This window comes from Sorangium sp. So ce145, assembly GCF_051525985.1.
Lineage (GTDB): Bacteria > Myxococcota_A > Polyangia > Polyangiales > Polyangiaceae > Sorangium > Sorangium cellulosum_B.
On the sequence record NZ_CP150315.1, the window covers coordinates 11,155,404 to 11,177,269 of the forward strand.

At 71.3% G+C, this 21,866-nt stretch carries 16 protein-coding genes; 8 read left to right on the top strand and 8 right to left on the bottom strand.

Annotation, left to right across the window (positions count from 1 at the left end):
• The first annotated feature begins 209 nt into the window (after positions 1-209).
• Together gyrB and clpB are read left to right on the top strand one after the other, a co-directional pair.
• Complete coding sequence (gene gyrB, locus WMF34_RS41490; RefSeq protein ID WP_012240775.1) at positions 210-2,708, top strand: DNA topoisomerase (ATP-hydrolyzing) subunit B; 2,499 nt, start codon at positions 210-212, stop codon at positions 2,706-2,708.
• Positions 2,709-3,023: 315 nt separating this feature from the next.
• A complete protein-coding gene (clpB, locus tag WMF34_RS41495) occupies positions 3,024-5,633 on the top strand; it encodes an ATP-dependent chaperone ClpB (RefSeq protein ID WP_012240776.1) in 2,610 nt (869 codons plus the stop codon).
• A gap of 33 nt (positions 5,634-5,666) precedes the next feature.
• On the opposite strand, the gene WMF34_RS41500 is transcribed toward clpB, so the two are convergent.
• The 6 genes from WMF34_RS41500 to WMF34_RS41525 form a co-directional block, all read right to left on the bottom strand.
• Positions 5,667-6,908 carry a CinA family nicotinamide mononucleotide deamidase-related protein gene (locus WMF34_RS41500; protein WP_437991237.1) on the bottom strand — a complete coding sequence of 414 codons (1,242 nt, stop codon included), beginning with the start codon at positions 6,906-6,908 and terminating at the stop codon, positions 5,667-5,669.
• A gap of 181 nt (positions 6,909-7,089) precedes the next feature.
• Positions 7,090-7,962 carry a formylglycine-generating enzyme family protein gene (locus WMF34_RS41505; RefSeq protein WP_437991238.1) on the bottom strand — a complete coding sequence of 291 codons (873 nt, stop codon included), beginning with the start codon at positions 7,960-7,962 and terminating at the stop codon, positions 7,090-7,092.
• 30 nt (positions 7,963-7,992) lie between these two features.
• Positions 7,993-9,486, bottom strand: coding sequence for a hypothetical protein (locus WMF34_RS41510; RefSeq protein ID WP_157907281.1), 1,494 nt, complete (start codon positions 9,484-9,486; stop codon positions 7,993-7,995).
• On the bottom strand, positions 9,483-10,286 hold the full coding sequence (locus tag WMF34_RS41515) for a hypothetical protein (RefSeq protein WP_437991239.1): 804 nt from the start codon (positions 10,284-10,286) through the stop codon (positions 9,483-9,485). The genes WMF34_RS41510 and WMF34_RS41515 overlap by 4 nt, the downstream gene beginning before the upstream one ends.
• Positions 10,283-10,855: a cytochrome c-type biogenesis protein gene (locus tag WMF34_RS41520; RefSeq protein WP_012240781.1), complete on the bottom strand. Its 573-nt coding sequence runs from the start codon at positions 10,853-10,855 to the stop codon at positions 10,283-10,285. Before WMF34_RS41520 ends, WMF34_RS41515 begins: the two co-directional genes overlap by 4 nt.
• Positions 10,852-13,146: a heme lyase CcmF/NrfE family subunit gene (locus WMF34_RS41525; RefSeq protein WP_044967077.1), complete on the bottom strand. Its 2,295-nt coding sequence runs from the start codon at positions 13,144-13,146 to the stop codon at positions 10,852-10,854. Before WMF34_RS41525 ends, WMF34_RS41520 begins: the two co-directional genes overlap by 4 nt.
• Positions 13,147-13,304: 158 nt before the next feature.
• Between WMF34_RS41525 and WMF34_RS41530 the strand changes: the two genes are divergently transcribed.
• Together WMF34_RS41530 and WMF34_RS41535 are read left to right on the top strand one after the other, a co-directional pair.
• Positions 13,305-14,567: a LeuA family protein gene (locus WMF34_RS41530; protein ID WP_012240783.1), complete on the top strand. Its 1,263-nt coding sequence runs from the start codon at positions 13,305-13,307 to the stop codon at positions 14,565-14,567.
• Positions 14,568-14,655: 88 nt separating this feature from the next.
• Positions 14,656-17,655, top strand: a complete 3,000-nt coding sequence (locus WMF34_RS41535) for a carboxypeptidase regulatory-like domain-containing protein (protein ID WP_437991240.1) — start codon at positions 14,656-14,658, stop codon at positions 17,653-17,655.
• 39 nt (positions 17,656-17,694) lie between these two features.
• On the opposite strand, the gene WMF34_RS41540 is transcribed toward WMF34_RS41535, so the two are convergent.
• Complete coding sequence (locus WMF34_RS41540; RefSeq protein WP_157907282.1) at positions 17,695-18,087, bottom strand: hypothetical protein; 393 nt, start codon at positions 18,085-18,087, stop codon at positions 17,695-17,697.
• A 217-nt stretch (positions 18,088-18,304) separates the two neighbouring features.
• On the opposite strand from WMF34_RS41540, the gene WMF34_RS41545 reads away from it, so the two are divergent.
• Both WMF34_RS41545 and WMF34_RS41550 read left to right on the top strand, forming a co-directional pair.
• Entirely contained in the window at positions 18,305-19,060 is a 756-nt protein-coding gene (locus WMF34_RS41545) for an HAD family hydrolase (protein ID WP_157907283.1), read from the top strand.
• The gene (locus WMF34_RS41550) at positions 19,057-20,361 is read left to right on the top strand and encodes a hypothetical protein (protein ID WP_437991241.1); all 1,305 of its coding nucleotides are present in this window, start codon (positions 19,057-19,059) and stop codon (positions 20,359-20,361) included. Before WMF34_RS41545 ends, WMF34_RS41550 begins: the two co-directional genes overlap by 4 nt.
• Positions 20,362-20,397: 36 nt before the next feature.
• Here the strand turns inward: WMF34_RS41550 and WMF34_RS41555 are convergent, their stop codons facing one another.
• Entirely contained in the window at positions 20,398-20,844 is a 447-nt protein-coding gene (locus WMF34_RS41555; RefSeq protein WP_437991242.1) for an acyl-CoA thioesterase, read from the bottom strand.
• 151 nt (positions 20,845-20,995) lie between these two features.
• On the opposite strand from WMF34_RS41555, the gene hpt reads away from it, so the two are divergent.
• Together hpt and WMF34_RS41565 are read left to right on the top strand one after the other, a co-directional pair.
• Positions 20,996-21,517: a hypoxanthine phosphoribosyltransferase gene (hpt, locus tag WMF34_RS41560; protein WP_157907284.1), complete on the top strand. Its 522-nt coding sequence runs from the start codon at positions 20,996-20,998 to the stop codon at positions 21,515-21,517.
• A complete protein-coding gene (locus tag WMF34_RS41565) occupies positions 21,514-21,846 on the top strand; it encodes a tetratricopeptide repeat protein (RefSeq protein ID WP_437991243.1) in 333 nt (110 codons plus the stop codon). Before hpt ends, WMF34_RS41565 begins: the two co-directional genes overlap by 4 nt.
• The last annotated feature ends 20 nt before the right edge of the window (positions 21,847-21,866 follow it).

A 21,866-nucleotide genomic window follows, 5' to 3' on the forward strand; every position in this document is an offset into this window, starting at 1 on the left:
CCGCAGTCTTTACGGGGCATCGACGAGCGGTCCGCGCGTGAACGCTCATGGCCCCGGAATCGATCCGGCGCCGCGGCCGCGGCGCCCGGGTCTCACCAGACGAGCTGCCATCGAGCCGGCCCCTCCACTGCAAGAACTCCGGCAATCCGAGCGGCCTCCGCCGCTCTGCGCCCCCGGTGAGAGGCGGCGGGCGCGCCACCAGGACCGAGATGACGGAACCCACCCTGAGCCAGCCGACCGACCTCACCAAGGCGTCGTATGACGCCCACAGCATCACGGCGCTCGAAGGCCTTGAAGCGGTGCGAAAGCGACCCGGCATGTACATCGGCGATGTGCACGACGGATCGGGGCTCCACCACCTGGTCTGGGAGGCCGTCGACAACGCGGTCGACGAGCACCTCGCCGGCGCCTGCACGGAGATCAGGGTCACCGTCCACTTCGACGGCTCGGTGTCGATCGAGGACAACGGCCGCGGGATCCCGGTCGGAATGCACGCCAAGGGCGTGAGCGCGGCAGAGGTCGTCATGACCGTCCTCCACGCCGGCGGCAAGTTCGACAACTCCAGCTACAAGGTCTCTGCGGGCTTGCACGGCGTCGGCGTGAGCGCCGTGAACGCCGTCTCCGAGTGGCTGAAGCTCGAGATCAAGCGCGAAGGGAAGCTCTGGTTTCAGGAGTACGCCCGGGGCGTGCCGAAGGCGCCGCTCAAGGGGATCGGCGTGACGGACAAGACGGGGACGAAGCTCACCTTCAAGCCCGATCCGGTCGTCTTCAGCACGGTCGAGTTCAGCTTCGACGTGCTCGCGAGCCGCCTGCGCGAGCTCGCGTTCCTGAACGCCGGGCTCATCATCCACCTCCACGACCAGCGCCCCGACGGGAGAGCGGAGATCTACGAGTACAAGGGGGGCATCTCCGAGTTCGTGTCGCTGCTCAACAAGACCAAGGAGCCGATTCACGACGACGTGATCAGCTTCGTGTCGCAGCACGAGGTCGGCGCCGCAGGCGACGGCGCGAACGGCCGCGGCAGCGCCGCGACTCCGCCGGTCGGCGTGGAGGTCGCGCTGCAGTGGAATGGCTCCTATACGGAAGCCATCTTCTGTTACACGAACAACGTCCACAACAAGGATGGCGGCACCCACCTCACCGGGCTCCGCGCCGCGCTCACGAAGACGATCAACAACTACGGGAGCGCGCACAACCTCTTCAAGGAGCTGAAGCAGGGCCTGCAGGGCGAGGACGCGCGTGAGGGCCTGACGTGCGTGCTCAGCATCAAGCACCCGGACCCGTCGTTCGACTCGCAGACGAAATCCAAGCTCGTGTCGAGCGAGGTCAAGGGCATCGTCGAGGCCGCCGTCAGCGACAAGCTCGGGCAGTACTTCGAGGAGAACCCCCAGAGCGCGAAGAAGATCATCGAGAAGGCGGTCGTCGCGGCGAAGGCGCGCGAGGCGGCCCGCAAGGCCCGCGAGGTGATCCGCAAGGGCTCGCTCGACGTGACCTCGCTCTCCGGCAAGCTCGCCGACTGCCAGTCCAAGGACCCGGAGAAGAGCGAGATCTACATCGTCGAGGGCGAGAGCGCCGGCGGCAGCGCCAAGATGGGGCGCGACCGGCACTTCCAGGCGATCCTCCCGCTGAAGGGGAAGATCCTGAACGTCGAGCGTGCGCGGCTCGACCGCATGCTGAGCTCCGCCGAGGTCGGCACGCTGATCACCGCCCTCGGCTGCGGGATCAACGACGCCGGCGGCTTCGAGATCGACAAGCTCCGCTACCAGAAGATCATCCTGATGACGGACGCCGACGTCGACGGCTCCCACATCCGCACGCTGCTGCTGACCTTCTTCTTCCGGCAGATGCCGGAGATCATGGAGAAGGGGTACCTGTTCATCGCGCAGCCGCCGCTCTACCGCGTGCGCAAGGGCAAGCGGGACCTGTACCTGAAGGACCAGGGCGCCCTGGACGAGTTCCTCGTGGGCAACGCCGTGGACGGGCTCGAGATCGTCGCCAGCGGCGCCCAGTCGGGCATCGCGGGCCAGCCGCTCTACCGGCTGGCGCAGCGGCTGAAGCGGTTCCGCGCCGTGCTCTCCAACATCGACAAGCGCTGTGACGCGCGGATCGTGGCGGCGCTGCTGCGGTCCAGCGGGCTCGGGCGCGACGACCTGCGCGAGACCAAGAAGGTCGCCGCGGCCGCCGACGAGCTCCGCGCCTACCTGAAGCAGCGCTATCCGGACCTGTTCCCGCTCACGCTGTCGACGCCGCGGGACACGGAGCACGGGACGAGCCGGATCGAGGTCGTGCCGCGCCCGGGCGCGAGCGCGCGAAAGAGCGTCATCGACTGGGATCTCGTGAACTCGCCGGAGTACCAGGAAGCCTGGTCGATCGAGCAGGACCTCCGGTCCATCGGCGCGCCCCCGTACCGGGCGCGCACCTCGAGCGGCGAGGAGACCATCGAGAACGGAGAGTCGCTCGTCGATTACATCGAGGAGCGCGGCAAGAAGGGCATCTCGATCAGCCGCTACAAGGGCCTCGGCGAGATGAACGCCGACGAGCTCTGGGAGACGACGATGAACCCGGACGCTCGGACTCTCCTCCAGGTCCGCATCGACGATGCGGTGAAGACGGACGAGCTCTTCACGATCCTGATGGGGGATCAGGTCGAGCCGCGGCGCAACTTCATCGAGCAGAACGCGCTCAACGTGAAGAACCTCGATATCTGAGCCCGCGTCGCCCCGTCGCCGGCGCGCGGCTCCTGCGCGCCCGGCGCGGCTCCTGCGCCCGGGGGCGCGGCGCCCCGGCTCCGCGCCCGGGCGTGCGGTGCGTCGAGCTCCCCGCTCGAGGCGCACGGTCGGGGGTTGACACGGCGCTGCCGCTGCATCGCTCACCTGCCCTGTTCGCTCGGCACCCCTTCAGCGCCTCTTCGACGTCCCTTCAGCGTCCTTCAGCGCCCTTCAGCGCCCTTCTGCATTTTTGGCAAGCCGCTTGCCTGGCTGTCCCCTTGCTAGGCGGGTCACCCGCCTTAGCTTCGAGGGGCCATGAAAATCGAGCGAATGACGACGAAGGCCCAAGAGGCCATACGAGACGCTGTCGATTTCGGCAGTCGTCGGGGAAACCCCGAGCTCTATCCCGAGCACCTTGTGCGGGCGATCGTCAGCCAGGACGGCGGCGTCGGCGCGCCTCTGGTGCAGAAGGCAGGCGCCGATCCGGCGGGCGTGCTGCGCCTCCTCGACGCGAAGATCGACACCTATCCTCGCGTCAGCGGCGGCGCCGAGCCGAACCTGTCGAGGCGCGCGCTCACCGTCCTGCAGAAGGCCGAAGACGAGGCGAAGGCGCTCAAGGACGAGTACATCTCGACAGAGCACGTCCTGCTCGCCGGCATCAAGGCCGACAAGGAGATCCAATCGATCTTCGAGCGAGCGGGGCTCTCGTACGACAAGCTCCTCTCGTCGCTCGCGGCCGTGCGCGGCAATCAGCGCGTGACGGACCGGGACCCCGAGGGGAAGTTCCAGGCGCTCGAGAAGTACACACGGGATCTCACGAAGCTCGCTCGACAGGGCAAGATCGATCCGGTGATCGGCCGAGACGAGGAGATCCGGCGCGTCATCCAGGTGCTCTCGCGGCGCACCAAGAACAATCCGGTGCTCATCGGCGAGCCCGGCGTCGGCAAGACGGCGATCGTCGAGGGCATCGCGCAGCGCATCGTCGCGGGCGACGTGCCGGAGTCGCTCAAGGACAAGACCATCGCGGCGCTCGATCTCGCGGCCATGGTCGCAGGCTCGAAGTTCCGCGGGGAGTTCGAGGATCGGCTGAAGGCCGTGCTCAAGGAGATCGAGGGCTCGAACGGCCGCATCATCCTGTTCATCGACGAGCTCCACACGCTGGTGGGCGCCGGCGCGGCCGAGGGCGCCATGGACGCGGCCAACATGCTGAAGCCGGCGCTCGCGCGCGGCGAGCTCCGGTGCATCGGCGCGACCACGCTCGACGAGTACCGCAAGCGGATCGAGAAGGACGCGGCGCTGGAGCGGCGGTTCCAGCAGGTGCTCGTCACCCAGCCGAGCGTCGAGGACACGATCGCCATCCTGCGAGGCCTCAAGGAGAAGTACGAGGTCCACCACGGGATCCGCATCCAGGACGCGGCGCTCGTCGGGGCCGCCGTCCTGTCGAACCGGTACATCACCGAGCGCTTCTTGCCCGACAAGGCGATCGATCTGGTCGACGAGGCGGCGTCGAAGATCCGCATGGAGATCGACAGCCTGCCCACGCCGATCGATCAGGTCGAGCGCGATCTGCTCAAGCTGCAGATGGAGGAGCAGGCGCTCAAGCGCGAGAGCGACAAGGCGAGCAAGGTCCGCCTCGACGAGGTGCGGCGCGAGATCGCCGACCTCCAGGGGCAGCGCGACGCGATGCGGGCGCAGTGGATGCGCGAGAAGGAGCTGATCTCCGAGCTGCGCCGGCTCAAGCCGCAGATCGAGGAGCTCCGGCTCGAGGAGGAGCGGCTGAAGCGCGCCGGCGATCTCGGGCGCGCCGCGGAGATCCATTACGGCAAGATCCCGGAGATCGAGAAGAAGCTCGAGTCGATCCGCGCCACCCTCTCCCAGGTGCAGTCGAAGCAGAGCTACCTGAAGGAGGAGGTCACCGACGAGGACATCGCCGCGGTCGTCTCGAAATGGACCGGGATCCCCGTCTCCAAGATGCTCGAGAGCGAGATGCAGAAGCTGCTGCGCCTCGAGGAGGAGCTGCGCCGGCGCGTCGTCGGTCAGGAGGACGCGCTCCGCGCGGTGTCGAACGCCATCCGGCGCTCGAGGGCCGGCCTCGGCGACGAGCGCAGGCCGATCGGATCGTTCCTGTTCCTCGGGCCGACCGGCGTCGGCAAGACCGAGCTCGCGCGCGCGCTCGCCGAGATCCTCTTCGACGACGAGCGGGCCATGGTGCGGCTCGATATGAGCGAGTACGGGGAGCGCCACGCGGTGGCCCGGCTGATTGGCGCGCCGCCCGGGTACGTCGGCTACGAGGAGGGAGGCCAGCTCACGGAGCCGGTGCGCCGGCGGCCCTACAGCGTGGTGCTGTTCGACGAGATCGAGAAGGCCCACCCGGACATCTGGAACACGCTCCTCCAGGTGCTCGATGACGGACGCCTGACCGACGGCCAGGGGCACACGGTCGATTTCAAGAACACGATCATCATCCTGACGTCGAACCTCGGGACGCCGGCGGCCGCGGCGATCGAGGAGCGAGCGAACCTGCCGGCGGACGAGAAGGCCGAGCTCGTGAGGAGGGCCGTCATCGAGGAGGTGCGGAAGCACTTCCGCCCGGAGTTCTTGAATCGCCTCGACGATCTCATCGTGTTCCGGCGGCTGGCGCGCGAGCAGATGGAGCAGATCGTCGATATCCAGCTCGATCTGCTGCGAAAGCGCCTGGATCGACGCGGGCTGCTCTTCACCATCTCGTCGGAGGCGAAGGGCTACCTCATCGAGCAGGGGTGGGATCCGCAGTACGGCGCGAGGCCGCTGAAGCGCGCCATCCAGCGGAGCATCGAGGACGAGCTCGCGAAGCGGATCCTCGCCGGCGAGTTCAAGCAGGGAGACACGGTGCGGATCGAGCGCGGGGCCGGAGGGCTCACCTTCACGCGCGCAGCGCCGAACTGACGCTCGCCAGCCCGCGTCAGCGCTCGGCCTGCGTCAGCGCTCAGGGAGATTGCCGGCGATGCGGCGGAGGAGGTCCAGGACGGCGTAGGCGGCGCCGAGCTGGACCTCCTCGCGATCCCCCGAGAACACGCGGTCGCGCACGACGAGGCCGCCGGGGTGCGACACAGCCCAGTAGCAGAGGCCCACCGGCTTGGTCGCCGTGCCGCCCGTCGGGCCGGCGATGCCCGTCACGGAGATGGCGACGTCGACCTCGCAGAGGCGGCGGACGCCCTGCGCCATCTCGGCGGCGACCTCGGCCGATACGGCGCCGTGGCCACGCAAGGTGTCCTCCGCGACGCCGAGCAGCCGCGTCTTGGCGCTGTTCGCGTAGGTGACCGCGGCGCCAACCAGGTAGTCGCTCGCCGGATAACTGGTGAGCAGGTGGGAGATCAGACCGCCGGTGCACGACTCCGACACGGCGAGCCTCCAGCCACGGGCGCGCACGGAACGCCCGACCATCTCCGGGAAGGCGTCGCCCCCCTCCCCGTACACGGCGGTGCCGAGCCGCTCACGGACATCGGCCGTCGCCTTCAAGGCCAGATCGTGCGCCATCGACTGCGTGGCGGCGCGGGCGTGGACCTTCAGGTCGACCTCCGGGTAGTGCACCCGGTAGCCGAGCGTGATGCCGGGATGGGTCTCCTCCACGCCCTTCAGGAGCTCGCCCAGCGTGGACTCGGGAAGACCGTAGGTGCGGAGGCGGACCTGAAAGGTGTTGTTCGGCGCAGCCGGCCGCACGCGCGGCAGCACCTGCTCGGCGAACATGCTCTTCATCTCCCGCGGCACACCCGGGAGGAAGAACACGGTGGACTCGCCCAGGTGGATGCCGAAGCCGGGCGCGCTGCCGGAGGAGTTCGGGAGGATCTCCGACCCGGCGGGGACCTCGGCCTGCTTCTCGTGGCCCGCGTTCATCGTCTTGCCCCGGCTCTCGACGCGCCGGCGAATGGCGAGCAGCGTGCTCTCGTCGCGCACGAGGTCGGTGCCCATCGCACGGGCCGCGGCCTTCGCGGTGAGGTCGTCGGTCGTGGGGCCGAGGCCGCCGGTGGCGATCACCAGGCGGTGCGCGCTCGCGAGCTGGCGGACCGCGGCGACGATGCGATCGACGTCATCGTCGACGGTGCTGGATTCGCTGACCGTGAAGCCCGCTGCGGTGAGCTCGGCAGCGAGCCAGGCCTCGTTGGTGTTGATGATCTCGCCGCGGGTGAGCTCGGTCCCGATCGAGAGAAGCGCGACAGCCATTGGGACTTGGGACTCTAACTCCATCCGGCGCCGCCGGAGCGCGTTTCCGGATTGTTTTGCGGTCGGAAAGCGGGGTGGTTTTGTCCCCCTACCCCGTTTGTCCCCTCACGCCATTTGTCTCCCCATGCCATCCCTTCCCCCACCCGACCGCCCGCCGCCGAGCGGGGCGCGCTTGCGAGCGCTACGGTGGATAGACACACCGGAAGCCGAGATCCGGCGCTCGGGTGGATACCGGGACAAGGCGACGATTCCAGGTGCGGAGCGCCGCCGCGGCCCCATCCGTCCAGGATCCGCCGTGAGTTCCCGAGAGCTCGCCCTCGAGCGGATCAGCGGCCACCCACTCGGCAACATTGCCGGCCAGATCGAACACCCGACCGCCCGCGTGCACGGCGGCGCCGTCGGGGCGCGAGCCGGCGAGCTCGGGGCCCGTCGCGCCCCAGCCGCACGGGCCCGCTCGCAGGCCAAAGGCGGCGCGCCGGCAGACCGCGCCGGTGTCTCCCCACGGGTACCGCCGGCCCGCGTCGCCCGCCGCGGCGAAGGCGAGCTGATCGCGCGAGGGGAGCGCCCCGCCCGCGAAGGCGCAATACCGAGCCGACTCGGCCAGGGTGACGCCCGTGACGGGGACGCCGGGCTCGCCGCGCAGCGGGAGCGGGGCGCACGCGCCGGCCTCGACGCAAGCGGCGTAGCGCTGCTCGGTGATCTCGAACGCGTCGAGCGAGAACGCCGGGACGAAGACCGCGCGCGGGTCGACGATGCCCTGCGCCTCCCAGTCGCTTGGCCCGAGGCGCAGCGTCCCGGAGGTGATGCGGACGGCCGCGCCCGGCGCGACACAGCCAGCGGCGGTCACCGTGAGGCCGGCGCTGCATCGCCTCGGCGCGCCTGCGCAGCGGCCGGCGTCATCGAGGCGCTGGCCGTCGCCGCAACACCTCGGGCCGAGCGCGACCATCCCCGGCGCGCAGCGCGCCGGCGGCTCCGCGCGATGGAGCGCGAGCGCGACGATGGCGCCGATCAGGAGGGCCGCGCCCGCGGCGAGGCCGGCCTTCCACAGCGGCATCCGCCCGACGTCCGGTGCCGCCGCCACCCCTCAGGAGCGCGGCGATCCAGCGGCGTCGGCCTTGAGCGCGCCGGCCGCCTCGCGCGCGCCAGCGGCCTTCCCGCGCGCCGGCCTGGCCTCGATCATGGCCACGATGCGCGCGAGCGCGTCGAGGAGCGCCGCACGGACGCGATCGTACGTCTTCGGGCCGACGTCGCCCCGCTTCCGCGCGCGCTCGAGCTCGACGAACTCGTCGAGGAGCGCGTTCCGCGCCTCGAGCAGCTCCCGCCGCTCCTCGTCGTCGGGCCCGCGGTCCTGGTCGCGCCGCCGGACCAGGTTCAGCGCGGCCCCGCCGATCACGGTCGCGCCGGCCAGCACCAGCGCGATCCACCGGCCCACGCCGGGCGTGGGCAGACCGCCGAGCGTGATCTCGATGACCTTCATCCCGCCCTCCGTGCGGGTGCCCTGCATCTCGGTGATCAGGATCTTCTTCCCGTCCCGGTTCTGGGTGCGCTGGGCCGCGGGGAAGCCGGCGACGTTCAGCGTCATCGACTTCGACGCCTCGGCCATCACCCGCATCTGGGCGATGCGCGGCGGCAGCTCGATGCGGATCGTCTGGCGCTCTTCGTTATGGAGCGGGACCTGCCAGCGGAACTGCCCTTCGTGCCGGCCAGGGCTCACGGTGCCGCGCAGCGCCACGCCGGTGCCCTTGACCTCGTCGAAGCGCATCTCCTCGCCCATGCCTTCGGTCTTGTTGAAGGCCTTGTAGTCGCGCGGGAGCGCGAACGTCTCGTTGGGCAGCCAGGCGACGCGGCCGAGGTTGAAGACCTGGAACAGCTGCTCCACCGAGATCGAGTCTTGCTTGAGCTGGAGGTAGACGATGCCCTGCGTCCCGACCATCAGGCCGCTCACGTTCGGCGTGGCGTCGTAGATGTGGAGCACGGCCCGCTTCCCGGCCTCGGCGCTGAGCCCGAAATGCGGGATCGAGAACGTTCCGCCGTCGCGCTTGACCGAGATGCCGTAGCTCGTGCCGCCGGCGATCGCGAGGTTCTCGAGCCGGACGGTGCCCGCGTCGTCCGTCTCTCGGCTGATGCGCTCGCGCGAGTCGCCCTTCGCCACCGAGCTCTGCACGATGTCGACGTCGACGGAGATGCGAGGGACGGGGTTCCCATCCGCGTCCTGCACGGTGAGCACGAGGACGCCGGGCGGGAGCCCTCTGTCTTCCTGGACGGTGTCATCGGGCGCGTCGAACAGGCCCGTCAGCTGCTCCGAGGCGCGCCGGGAGGCCGCATCTGCCGCGGGAGGCTTCCCCACCGGCGGATGGCCCGAAGGCAGCCCCTGCCCCACCTCGGGATGCCCCGGCGGAAGCTCGCTCGCAGCGTCGGGCGCGCCCGCGTCCGCCGCCCCCGCGGCGGGCTGCGCCGGAGCGGCCTTGTCCGCCGTGGGCTGCGCCGACGCCGCCGGCTGCGCCTGCACCGCCTGCGCGGCGGTGATGCTCAGCGAGGCGATCGCGGCGAGCGCGGTACACCCGGTCCAGCGCATCACGAGGCCCTCCTGCGGTCGTTCTCATCCTCATCGACGGTGGCCGCGGCGTCGTCCGTCGCAGCCGGGTCGTCCTGAGGCGCGGCGAGCGCGCGCTTCGTCCCGCACTTCTTGCAAAACACCGCGTCTTCGTCGTTCAGCGTGCCGCACTCCCCGCACGCCACGCCCTGCGTCGCCGCGGGCTCCGCCGTCGCCGCGGGCTCCGCCGTCGCCGCGGGTTCCGCCGTCGCCGCGGGCTCCGCCGTCGCCGCGGCCTCGTCCGGCTCCCTGGGCGCGCCGTCGTCCTGGAGCCCGGCGCGCCGGAGGTGCCTCGCCACGAGCGCCGCGACCTGCTCGCGCCGCGGCTGCGCGTCGGCGTCCAGCAGGCGGAGAAGCCGCTTCGCCTCGGCGCGGTACTTCGCGACGAGCTCGGCGTAGTCCTCGTCGCTGATCTTCCCGACGCTCCGCTCGAACTCGAGGTCCTTGAGCGCGCGCAGGACGGCCTGCTTCTGCTCCTCCTCCGCGCGCGGCGCGCCGATCGCGTACGCGTCGGCGCCGCTCAGCGGCGTCTCCCCGATCAGCACGCGGAGGCTCGCCCAGAAGATGGCGATGACGGCGACGAGCGCGCCGCCCGCGAGCACGAGGATCGCCGCGGGTGGCCCGGCGACGAGCCCCGCGACGCCGGCGCCGACGAGCGCCGCGAGCGGCGCCCCGAAGCGGGCGTAGTGCACGATCTGCCGCTCCAGCGGCGAGTCAGTACCCCGGGTCACGGTCTCGTCGGCCGTGGCCGAGGTGGCGCTTTTGGCGGGCTGTTCGGCGCTCATTCGCGGTCTTCGCGGTCCAGGCTCTTGAGCTCCTCGTCGAGCTTGTCGTCGTAATCGTCACGGGCGCCGGGGACAACGCCCTTCGGGGATGGCTGCTGGCCGGCGGCGCCCGCCTCGTCGCTGCGCCGCTTCCATCGGCGGAGCGTCGCGACGACGATGCCCGCGCCGACCACGATGGCGCCGAGCGGGAGGAGGTAGAGCAGCCGCTGGCTCCCCTTGTTCGGCGGCACGGCCAGCGCCTCCGCCCCGTAGCGCTCGGCGTAGGCGGCCTGGATGGCCTCGATCGACAGCCCCGACGCGAGCGCCGCGCGGAGCTGGTCGCGGCGCTCGTGCGCGGTGCCGCACGTGCACGTCCCGAGGGTCTCGCGCGGGCAGCCGCACGTGCAGATCAGGCTCCAGAAGAGCTTGCGCTCGATGTCGTTCGCGATGCCGACGACGCCGGAGCGCTGCATCCCCTCGCCGAGCTGCTGCCCGTGGGCGAACTCCGGCGAGCGCAGCAGGACGACGAGGGCGAGGGCGCCCGCGACGAGGAGGGTGATGCCTTGGATGAGTCTTCGCGTGCGGCTCATTCGAACGCTGGCTGCCTCGATTCGGCAGCGGTCGGGAGGATGGCACCGATCGCGGGCGACCGCCCGGAATCAAGCGACGCGCCGGAGCCCGGGGCGCGGACGTCGCCGTCCGCCGCGCCGGGCGCGACCAAGACAGGCCGCCCGAGCCCCTCCTGGACGGGGTGCCCGTAGGCCTGCGACGGGCCGCCGGCGAGCAGGAAGGCGAACACGACCGACGCGGTGACGGACCCCGCCGCCCGCACATAACCGAACGCGCCGGCCTCCTCGAGCGCGATGTCGGGCCACATCGCGACGAGGGCCCCCAGGATGAGGATGCCCGCGCCGAACCACATGAACGAGATCAGGTTGTTCACGTGCATCTGGAACGAAGCGACCTTCGTCTGGGGGTTCGCCATCCCGATGATCACGTAGAGGTCGTTCTTCACGGTGATGTGCCGCGCGACCTCGGTCGAAGGCGCCTCCGGGGACGCTTTGTAGATGAACTTCGCCGGGCTGATCCGGCCGATCGGCGTGCCGTGGCGCTCGACGTCGAGGTCGGCGAAGACCATCCGCTTCTCGCTGTCGACCTCCATGCGCGGGCCCGCGTAGGTGAGGCGGTACTCCTCGATCTGCACGGACTCGCCCGGGTGGAGGCTTATCTCCTTGTCGACGCCCCACGCGCGGCCGGCGAACCCGAGGAACATCACCGAGATGCCGACGTGCACGATGTAGCCGCCGTAGCGGCGCCGCGACCTGGCGATCAGGTTGTAGAAGGAGGTGAAGAGCGGCTCTTTCCCGCGCTTCTGCCGCGCCGCGATGCCGCGGGCGAACTCCTGGACGACCACGGCGATGTTGAACGCGGCGATGGCCACCGTGAAGAAGGGGTAGGTCGACGCGAGCTTCGCGAGCGCGTCGCCGAGCTGGCCGGGGTAGATCGGGTCCACGGCGACGAACGGGGCGAAGCCCACCCTCTTCCCGAGCGTCAGGTGGAGCGCCGCCGTGACGACCGTGACCAGCACCGGCCAGCGGAAGCTCTTCCGGAAGAGCTCCGGCGACGTCTTCCGCCACCCGAGCAGCGGCGCGACGCCCATGAGCAGGAAGACCACGAGCGCGACCGGGGGCAGCCACATGTTGTAGAAGGTCGGCCCGAGCGTCGACTTCTGGTCGAGCAGCCACTCGCTGATGCGCGGCCACACCGTCGCGACCGCGATGAAGATCATGATGCTGAAGAGGCCCCAGTTGTTGAAGAGGAACGCGGCCTCGCGCGACAGCATCGACTCGAACTGCCCGTCGCTGCGCAGCCGCGGCAGGCGGTAGACGATGAGCGCGGTGCACGTGGCCACGATCACGGCCATGAAGCCGACGAACCAGATGCCGATGCCGGACTGGGCGAACGAGTGGACGCTCGCGATGAGGCCGGACCGCGTGAGCCAGGTGCCGAAGATGGTGAGGAAGAACGTCCCGCAGATGAGCGAGACGTTCCACACCTTCAGCATGCCGCGGCGCTCCTGGATCATCGTCGAGTGGACGTAGGCGCTCGCGGTGAGCCACGGGAGGAACGCGGCGTTCTCGACCGGATCCCAGGCCCACGGGCCGCCCCAGCCGAGCTCCTCGTAAGCCCACAGCATGCCGAGCACGTTGCCGATGGAGAGGAACAGCCAGGAGAAGAGCATCCACTTGCGCGTCGCGACGATCCACTCGCTGTCGAGCCGGCCCGTGGCGAGCGCGGCGATCGCGAACGCGAACGGGACCGCCGCGCTCGTGAAGCCGATGTAGAGGCTCGGCGGGTGGATGATCATGTAGAAGTTGCGCAGCTGGTAGTTCAGCCCGTTGCCGTCGAGCGGGGCGCCCGCCACGCTCGTCCGGAACGGGTTCACCGCGAAGATCATCAGCGCGGCGAAGAAGATCAGGACGCTCATCAGCGTCGCGATGACGTAGGGCTGGAGCTCCAGGTACCGGCGCTGCAGCCAGACGACGCAGGCGCCCGAGAAGAGCGCGGTCAGGAACATCCACCAGAGCAGCGAGCCGTCCTGCCCGCCCCAGAGCGCCGCGATGAGGTACGGCGTGCTCATGGAGCGGTCGCTGTACTGCGCGACGTAGGCGATCCGGAAATCGTGGCTGACGAAGGCGTACGCCAGCACGAGCACCGCGAGGCCGACCAGCGCGATCGTGCCGTACGCGCCGAGCCGCGCGGCCTGGAGCAGCCGCGGCCGCCCGCGCGCCGACGCGAGCCCGACGGCGAACGTATACGCCGCGGTCACCAGAATGGCGTAAAGGACGCCGGTCCCGAACTCAGGTAGGGATTGCCACATCGTCGTGGGCGCAAGCTTAGGCTTGCCGGGCGCGCAGGGCCAGCGCACCGCAGCGCGCCACCGATCGCCCGCCTTCACCTGCGCCGTGCGTCATGTCGAGCGCCCCGGAAAAGCTTCGCCTGAGGCCCGGCGTCGAGCGCGGCGCACTATAATAATGCATGGCGATCGCTGCCTCCGGTAACCGCCCGACCGAGCTGATCTACGACTGGAACGAGGTGGGTCGCGTCGGGCGGGTCATCCCGGAGAACATCGGCTTCTTCGACGAGACCCTGCGCGACGGCCTGCAGAACCCCTCGGTCGCCGATCCGAACATCGAGAGCAAGCTCAAGCTGCTCCACCTGATGGCCAAGATCGGTATCCAGATCGCCGACGTCGGCCTGCCCGGCAGCTCGCAGCGGGCGTTCGAGGACGTGCTCCGGATGTGCAGGGAGGTGGCCGACAACAACCTGCCGCTCCGCATCGCCTGCGCAGGCCGCACGGTCGTCTCGGACATCACGCCCATGATCGAGATCTCCCAGCGCGCCGGGATCCCCGTGGAGATCTACGCCTTCATCGGATCGAGCCCGATCCGCCAGCTCGCGGAGGCGTGGGACGTCGAGCTCATCGCGCAGCGGAGCGCCGCGGCGATCGACGCGGGCGTGAAGGCCGGGCTCCCGGTCGCCTACGTCACGGAGGACACGACGCGCTCGCGCCCCGAGGTGCTGGCGACGCTCTTCAAGGTCGCCATCGATCACGGCGCGACCCGGCTGTGCCTGTGCGATACCGTCGGGCACGCGACGCCGGACGGGGTTCGCAACCTCATCAACTTCACGCGGGCCATCGTCGCGGGGGCCGGGGCGTCGGTCGGCATCGACTGGCACGGCCACAACGATCGCGGCCTCGCGCTCGAGAACGCGATCTGGGCGCTCCAGTTCGGCGCGGACCGGGTGCACGGCACCGCCCTCGGGATCGGCGAGCGGGTCGGCAACGCCGCGATGGAGCTCATCCTGCTCAACATGAAGCTCCTCGGCCTCCTCGAGCACCAGGACCTCACCCACCTCCTCGAGTACTGCACGACGGCGGCGCAGGCGGTCGGCTGGGAGGTGCCCATCAATTATCCCCTGGTCGGACGGGACGCCTTCCGCACGGCGACCGGCGTGCACGCGGCGGCCATCATCAAGGCCGAGTCGAAGGGCGACTCCTGGATGGCCGACCGGATCTACTCCGGCGTCCCCGCCGGCATGTTCGGGCGAAAGCAGGAGATCTGCGTGGGCTACATGTCCGGGGCCTCCAACGTGAACTACTGGCTCCGGCAGCGGAAGATCGAGCCCTCGAAGGAGCTCGTCGACGCCATCCTGGCGAAGGCCAAGGCCACGGATCACATCCTGTCCGAGGAGGAGATCCAGGCCGTGATCGAGCTGCACCGCGGCCGCCCGGCCTGATCTCGGGACACCGGCGCGGCGCCGCGGGATCCGGGAACGGCGGCGGGACGTTCGGCGTTTTCACGGATCCGGAGTAGAAATCCAGGCCGTGGCCGAGCAGGACAAGCAACCCGCAGCGGAACAGGACGAGCGACCCGCAGCGGAAGCCGACCGGGCCGATCGCCGGTCGCGGCTCGATGCCGTCCTGGCCGCGATCGCCGCGCTGGTCTGCTTCCTCGCCGCGACCACGCTGCGCGATCTGGGGCCGCGGTTCCTGCCGCGGGCGCCGATCCCGGCGCCGCCGGTGCCCGCGTGGGTGGAAGGGCGCGCGGCAGAGCTCACCGCCACCGTGCGCGACGAGCAGGGGCGCCCGCTGAAGGACGCCGCCGTGCGCGTCTTCGCCATGCGCGAGGACCGCGCCTACTTCGCGGGCGAGCTGAAGACCGATCCCTCGGGCGAGGCTCGCTTCGCCGGGCTGCCGTCCGGGGAGGCATGGATCATGGCGTACGGCGCGGAGCGGGCCCGCGCCTCGACCCGCGTCGCGCTCGAGCCAGGCCCCCGCGCCGTCGAGCTCGTGCTGCGGCCCGCAAAGGTGCTGGACGTGCTGGTCGTCGACGAGGCCGAGCGCCCGATCGACGGCGCCGAGGTGACGGTCGCGACCGCCGATCCCCTCCCCTTCGTGGCGACCACCGCCGAAGGCGGCCGCGCGCGGTTCGATCGGCTCGGGGCGGCGCCCTACGTCGTCCGCGCGTCGGCGCTCGGCTTCGAGGACACCGTGCGGACGGGCATCGTGCCCGGGCCGGCGCCGCTCAGGCTCCGCATGGATCGGCTCGGCGCCCTCACGGTCCGCGTGGTGGACGCGGAGGGGCAGCCGGCCGACGGCGCGACCGTGCTCGCCGCCGGCACCGGGCTCTGGCCAGCGCGCAGCACGACCACCGACGCGACGGGCGCCGCGCGGATCGCCGGGCTCCGCGACGGGGTGTACGACCTCAAGGCCCGGCGCGGCGCCGCCGTGAGCGCGACCGCGCTGGCCGTGCCCGTGAGGCGCGGCGAGGGCAAGGAGGTGAAGCTCGTCCTCGGGCCCGGCCGCCACGTGCGGCTCCTCGTGACCGACGGCGACGGCGAGGACGCGCCGCCCGTGAAGGGCGCGAACGTCGTGCTCGTCGAGCAGGGCCTGTCGGCGTTCCCGCTGCACGGCCGCACGGGCGACGACGGGTCCGTGACGCTCGGGCCCATCGCGCCGGGATACGCGAGCGCCTCGGCCCTTTCGGCCGGCTTCGTGCCGAGGAACGCCGTGCAGGTCGACGCGGGCGCCACCGAGGTGCGCATCCCTCTGCTCCGCGGCGGCGCGCTCGTGGGTGAGGTCGTCGACGACCGCGGCTACCCGGTCCCGGGCGCGACGATCGAGGTCGTGGGCGCCGACGCCGAGGGGATGCCCATCGACGAGACCACCGCGATGTCCGAGTTCAGGGACGAGCACTTCGAGCGCGCCCTGCCCGGCCCGGCGCCGCTGATCCCCGCGGGCGAGCTCGGGGTCATGCCGGGCCCCATCCCGGACCTGCCGCGTGGCGACGCGGTCCTGCCGGCCGCCTCGGTGCGCTCGGGCGAGCCGTGGGTCACGCGCGCCGACGGCACGTTCCGGGCCGAGCCCGTCACCCCCGGGCGCGTCCACGCCATCGTGCGGCACCCGGAGTACGTCGAGACGCCCAGCGAGATCGTGACCCTGCAGCCGGGCGGCGAGGCCCACGTGCGCGTGGTGATGCGCCAGGGCGGCCTGCTCGAGGGCCGCGTCCTCGAGGAGGACCGCAAGCCGGTCGCCGGCGCGCGCGTGGAGCTGGCCGCGACCGCCGGCTCGCTCGAGCGGGTGACGTACTCCGCGGACGACGGCACGTTCGCCTTCGCCGCGGTCCCCGACGAGGTGCTCGTCTCGGTCTCCCGGGCCGAGTCGCCCGGCGACGTCGTGGCGCGGCTCGTCGTCGAGGTGCCGGAGCGCGATCGCAAGGAGATCGAGGTCGTCCTCCCGAAGGTGCGCGAGGCGGTGGCCATCCACGTCGCCGACGATCGCGGCTACCCGCTCGATCGCGTGGAGGTGCGCGTGCTCTCGCTCGACGTGGCCGTCCCGCTCCGCAAGACGCTGTTCACGGACGACGACGGCGACGCGCTGCTGCCCGACGCCGCCGGTTTGCCGCTCCGGCTCAGCCTCGTGCGCTCCGGCAAGTCCCCGCGCGTCGAGCAGGTCGGCGCCGCGCCGAAGGAGCTGCGGCTCGAGATGGGCGCCGCCCTCAAGGCGACCGGCACCGTGACCGGGCGCGGCGGGCGGGAGCGGCTCGAGGGCGCGCGGATCACGCTGTTCTCGACGACCGGGCCGCGCCGCGCCACGAGCGACGCGGAGGGCGCCTTCACGCTCACCGACCTCGCGCCGGGCCAGTTCCGCGTGACGCTGAGCCGCGACGGGTACGCGCCGGCGACGCTGCGGGTCACGATCGCCGGCGATCCCGATCGCCCGACGGACCTCGGGCGCATCGACCTGTCCGAGGCGGGAGAGGTCGCCGGCCAGGTCGTCGATCAGCGCGGGGACGCGGTGGCGGGGGCCCGCGTCGCGCGCGACCGCGTGCCGACGTACCTGCCGCTCGGCCCGCTGCCGCCGGGCGTGGTGACCACCGACCGCGACGGGCGGTTCCAGCTCGGCGGGCTGCCCGAGGGCACGGCGATCATCGAGGCGTACAGCGCGGATCTCGGGCGCGCCGAGTCGCAGCCGGTGCAGGTCCGGGCCGGCAGGACGACCGAGCGCGTGAGGATCGCGCTGCCAGGAGACGGCGCGCGGCAAGACCCGAAGGGCGCAGGGAGCCTGGCGGTGACGCTCGGCGAGGAGCGAAGGACCGTGACCGTGGTGTCGGTGCCCCCGGCGAGCGAGGCCGAGGAAGCCGGCATCGAGCCCGGCGATCGGCTCCTGTCCGTGAACGGCGTCGAGGTGCGCTCCATCGAGGAAGCGCGGCGGCGGCTCACCGGGCCGCTCTCGGAGGATGTCGTGGTGCTGCTCGCGCGGGACGGCGATCGCGGCGAGGCGCGGTGGCTCACGCGGGTGCGGAGGGAGCGGGTGCGGCGATAGACGGCCGGGCGCTCGCTCCAGCCGGGGCGCCGGCCGAGCTCAGTTCTTCGCCTTGGTCAGCACGATGGTGCGGCCGTCGCCGATCTCCCAGCGCAGCGTCTGATCCGAGGCGAAGCGAAACGCCGCCTCATCGAGCCCGCCCTCGGGGCGGAGGAACGCGACGGTCATCTGATCGCCGTCCGCCTTCGTCACCTTGAAGGTGCCGCTGCGCGGCGTCTCCGCGGGCACGGTCACCGTCACCTTGCTGCCGTTGAACTCGAGCGCCGTTCCCTTCACCCATCCGGTTGCCTTGGTGAGCTGATCCACAGGGGCGTTCTCGATGGCATCGCCATACCAGCGCCCCTGCAGGCGATCACGAGGGGTCTTCGAGCAACCCACCACGGCGGTCGTCGCCATCGCCAGGGCCAGAGCGGTCTTGATGCGGTTCTGCATGGGCCTTCCTTCGGAGCCTCGAGGGGTCCCGATTTGGAAAATCCTACGAAGAGCGGAACGAATAGGCCAACAATGTAGGATATTTCGGCACACTTACGCAGGATCGCAGGCTCCGGCGAGGGGGTTGGCGCCGCGGCTTCTGGGGAGGGCGAGTTCGCGCTACGGTTCCGGCCCGAGGAGCCGCGCGGACGGTGCGCGTTTCCGCGGCGCGACGACCTTGAGCACGCTGTTTCACGAGAAGCGCCTCGTCCCTCTCGAGCGGACGCGGCTCCTGAGATCCATCGTCGAGCGCGCGGCCGATCGGTCGGAGGGGCCCCCCGTGATCGTCTTCGATCTGGACGGCACCCTCATGGACAACCGGCCGCGGGTGGTCGCGATCCTCCATGAGCTGGCGGAGGAATGGCGCCGCAAGCACCCGCACGCCGCCGCCCTCCTCGAGTGCGCGTCGCCCGACGGCATCGTGTACGGGTTCCAGGACAACCTGCGGCGGCTCGGCATCGACGACGAGGCGCTCCACCTGCACGCGTTCGATTTCTGGAGGGCCCGCTTCTTCAACGATCCGCACATCCGGCACGACGTCGAGGTGCCGGGCGCGAGCCAGTACGCGCGCGACTGCCACGCGGCGGGGGCGACCCTCGTGTACCTCACCGGCCGCGACCTGCCGAAGATGGCGCTCGGCTCGTTCGCGAGCCTGCGCGACCTCGGCTTCCCCATCGGGGTCATCGGCACGGAGCTCGTCGTGAAGCCGAGGTTCGAGATGCCCGACACCGAGTTCAAGCGGAGCGTCGCGCCGCAGCTCACGCGGCTCGGGCGGGTCATCGCGGTGTTCGACAACGAGGCGGCCAACTGCAACCTGCTCCTCGGCTGCCACCCCCGCTGCACCGCGGTCTTCCTGGACACGCAGTGCGCACCCGACCCGCCGCCGCTCGACGCGCGCGTGCGCGTCATCCACACGTTCGAGCTGGAGCCGTGATCGCCGCGCGCGTCGCCGCGGCCTCCCTGCTGATCGCCGCCGCCGGGTGCGAGCCGTCGCGCCAAGCGCCCGTCGATCCCGTGGACGCCGGCGCGAGCCCGAACGCGAAGATCCTCCCCGCGCCGCTCGCGAACGAGACGCCGGACCTGCTCGACGCCTCCGCCGCCGAGGCGACCGCGAAGATCATCGCCGACGACTACGGCCGGCTCATCATGTCCGAGGCGAGCCCGCAGTCGCCGCTGCCGCTCTCGCCCGCCACCCCCCTGCCGGACGACGCGCTCTCGCCCCGCGAGCTCCCCGGCGTGATGCTCGAGGCGGCGTTCCGCTTCCGTGACGTGCCGCAGCCCCCGAAGGCGCCCGAGGTGGCGGCCTCCGGGATCCACGCGGCGCAGAAGCTCACCGAGCTGACGTGGAAGGTCGAGCTCGCGGAGACGGGCCGGATGCGGGTCCAGTTCACGTCGCGCGCGCTCCCGTTGCCCGCGGGCTCCGAGCTCCGCGCGCGCCACGACGTGTACGGCGAGGTGCTGCTCTGGCCGTCCCTGACCCAGTACCGGGTCGTGCCGCCGGGGGCGCTCCGCACGCTCCTCGGCGAGCGGCGCGTCGACGTGACGCCGCTGTCGACGGGCTCGGCGCGTCCTGTCGGAGACGGCAAGCGGCTCGGGACGGACGTCCGCAAGGTCGAGGTGCACGGCAGCCTCGGCGCGCTGTACGTCGAGCTCGGCAGGGTCCCCGAGGCCGGCGACGGGGGGCCGCTGCTCTGCCGGGCGCTGCTGGAGATCCTCGGCGTGGATCCGAAGTCGCCCGAGTGCGTGGCCGGCGAGGTGCCGCTCTACGCGAGTTATGCCTGGCAAGGCGGCGGCGGCGTCGCGCTCGAGGTCACGTCGATCGCCCGGCGAACGGACCTGATCTCGACCGACATGCTCATGCCGCCCCCGAGCGCCGCGTACGCCGCCGCCGGGCTCCCGTCGGCGCAGGGCGGCGTCTTCCTGACGCGCGACGAGCTCGCGGCCATCCGAGAAGAGCCGCTCCAGCTGCCCGCGAGCGTCGACCCGGGCGCGCCCGGCGAAGGGTTCGTCGCGGTGAACCAGACCGACGAGCTGCTCTACCTGCTCGTCGACGGGATCCCCGCGGTCGCCGTGCCTCCGGCGAGCGAGCGCTACGTGATCGGGCCCCTGCGCGGGCGCTACGTCGTCCAGTGGCGCACGTTCCTGGGCGAGCGCATCGAGCCGCCGCAGACGGTCGAGATGCCGGCGCGCATCGTGCGCAGCGGGGCCGAGGCCGGGGCGGCGGACGGCGGCTGAAGCGGGGCGGCGGAAGCGAGGACGGTGTCCCCTGCCCTAGCGCTCGGCCGTCGTCTCGGGGCTCGCCAGGAGCTGGACGATGTCGTCCGGGATCCGCGTCAGCGTCAGGTTCGAGCCCAGGCACGCGAGGAGGATGTCGCCGTCGCAGATGACGTCCTCGCCCCGGAGGATCCGGTAGCTGAAGCGCGCGGTGACGCGCTGGACCTCGCGGCAGGTCGTCTCGACCACGAGGTCGTCGCCGAACCGCGCGGCCTGGCGGTACTTGATCCGCAGCTCCGCGACGGCGAGGTGAAGGTCGCGCCGCACCATCTCCTCGTAGGAGAGGCCGCGGCGCTTCAGCCAGTCGATGCGGCCGGCCTCCAGGTAGATGACGTAGTTCGCGTGGTGGACGATGCCCATGAGATCCGTCTCGCAGAAGCGGACGGCCAGGGGCGTGCGCGAGGTGAGGTGCGGGGGCGCGTCAGGCAGAGAAGGGAGCGGCATCGCGGGCGGCGCAGAGACTAACCCAGTTTCGACCCGGGCAGCAGCAGAGCGGCCGCGCGACATCAGCGGCATGACATGGGATCGCAGCGCGCGGCGACGGAGGGCCCGCCTGGGCGCTGGTGGCGCGGGCGCCGCGATGTTAGCGGGCACCATGGCGAATGTCCGGACGCTCCTGTCCGCCGAACAGATCGGCGCTCGCGTGCGCGACCTCGGCGCGCAGATCACCCGGGACTACGCGGAGCGCCGGCTCGTGCTCGTCTCCGTGCTCAAGGGGAGCTTCGTGTTCACCGCCGACATCGCGCGCCACATCGACCTGCCGGTGCGCATCGAGTTCCTCGGCGTGCGCAGCTACGGCGAGGGCACGGCCTCGACCGGCGTCGTCCAGATCACGCAGGACCTCACCCGCCCGATCGAGGGCGAGGACATCCTCCTCATCGAGGACATCGTGGATACGGGCCTCACGATCTCGCACCTGCTCCAGCTCTTCCGAACGAGGATGCCGAACAGCGTGAAGGTCTGCGCGCTCCTGCACAAGCCGGCGCGCGCGCGGGTCGAGGTGCCCATCGACTACCTGGGCTTCACGATCGAGGACAAATTCGTGGTCGGCTACGGGCTCGACTGGGCCGAGCGCTATCGGAACCTGCCGTTCATCGGGGTTGTGGAGGCGACGTGAGCAAGCGGCTGCTGATGCTCGAGAAGATGACCCGGGATGGGTCGAAGGATCCGTTCCACTGGTACGCGCTCGCGCTGGAGTACGCGGGCCAGGGCCGCCACGACGACGCGCTCGCCACGTTCGGCGCGCTCCGGGCGATCGATCCGGCGTACGTGCCGATGTACCTCATGTGCGGGACGATGCTGGTGAAGGCAGGCCGCCTCGACGAGGGGCGCGCCTGGCTGGTCGACGGCATCGGGGCCGCGCGCAGCAAGGGAGATCAGCACGCGTTGAGCGAGCTCCAGCAGGCGCTCGCCGGCGCGGGCGGCGACGACGACGACGACGCGTGACGCCGTGACGGCTGGGCCGG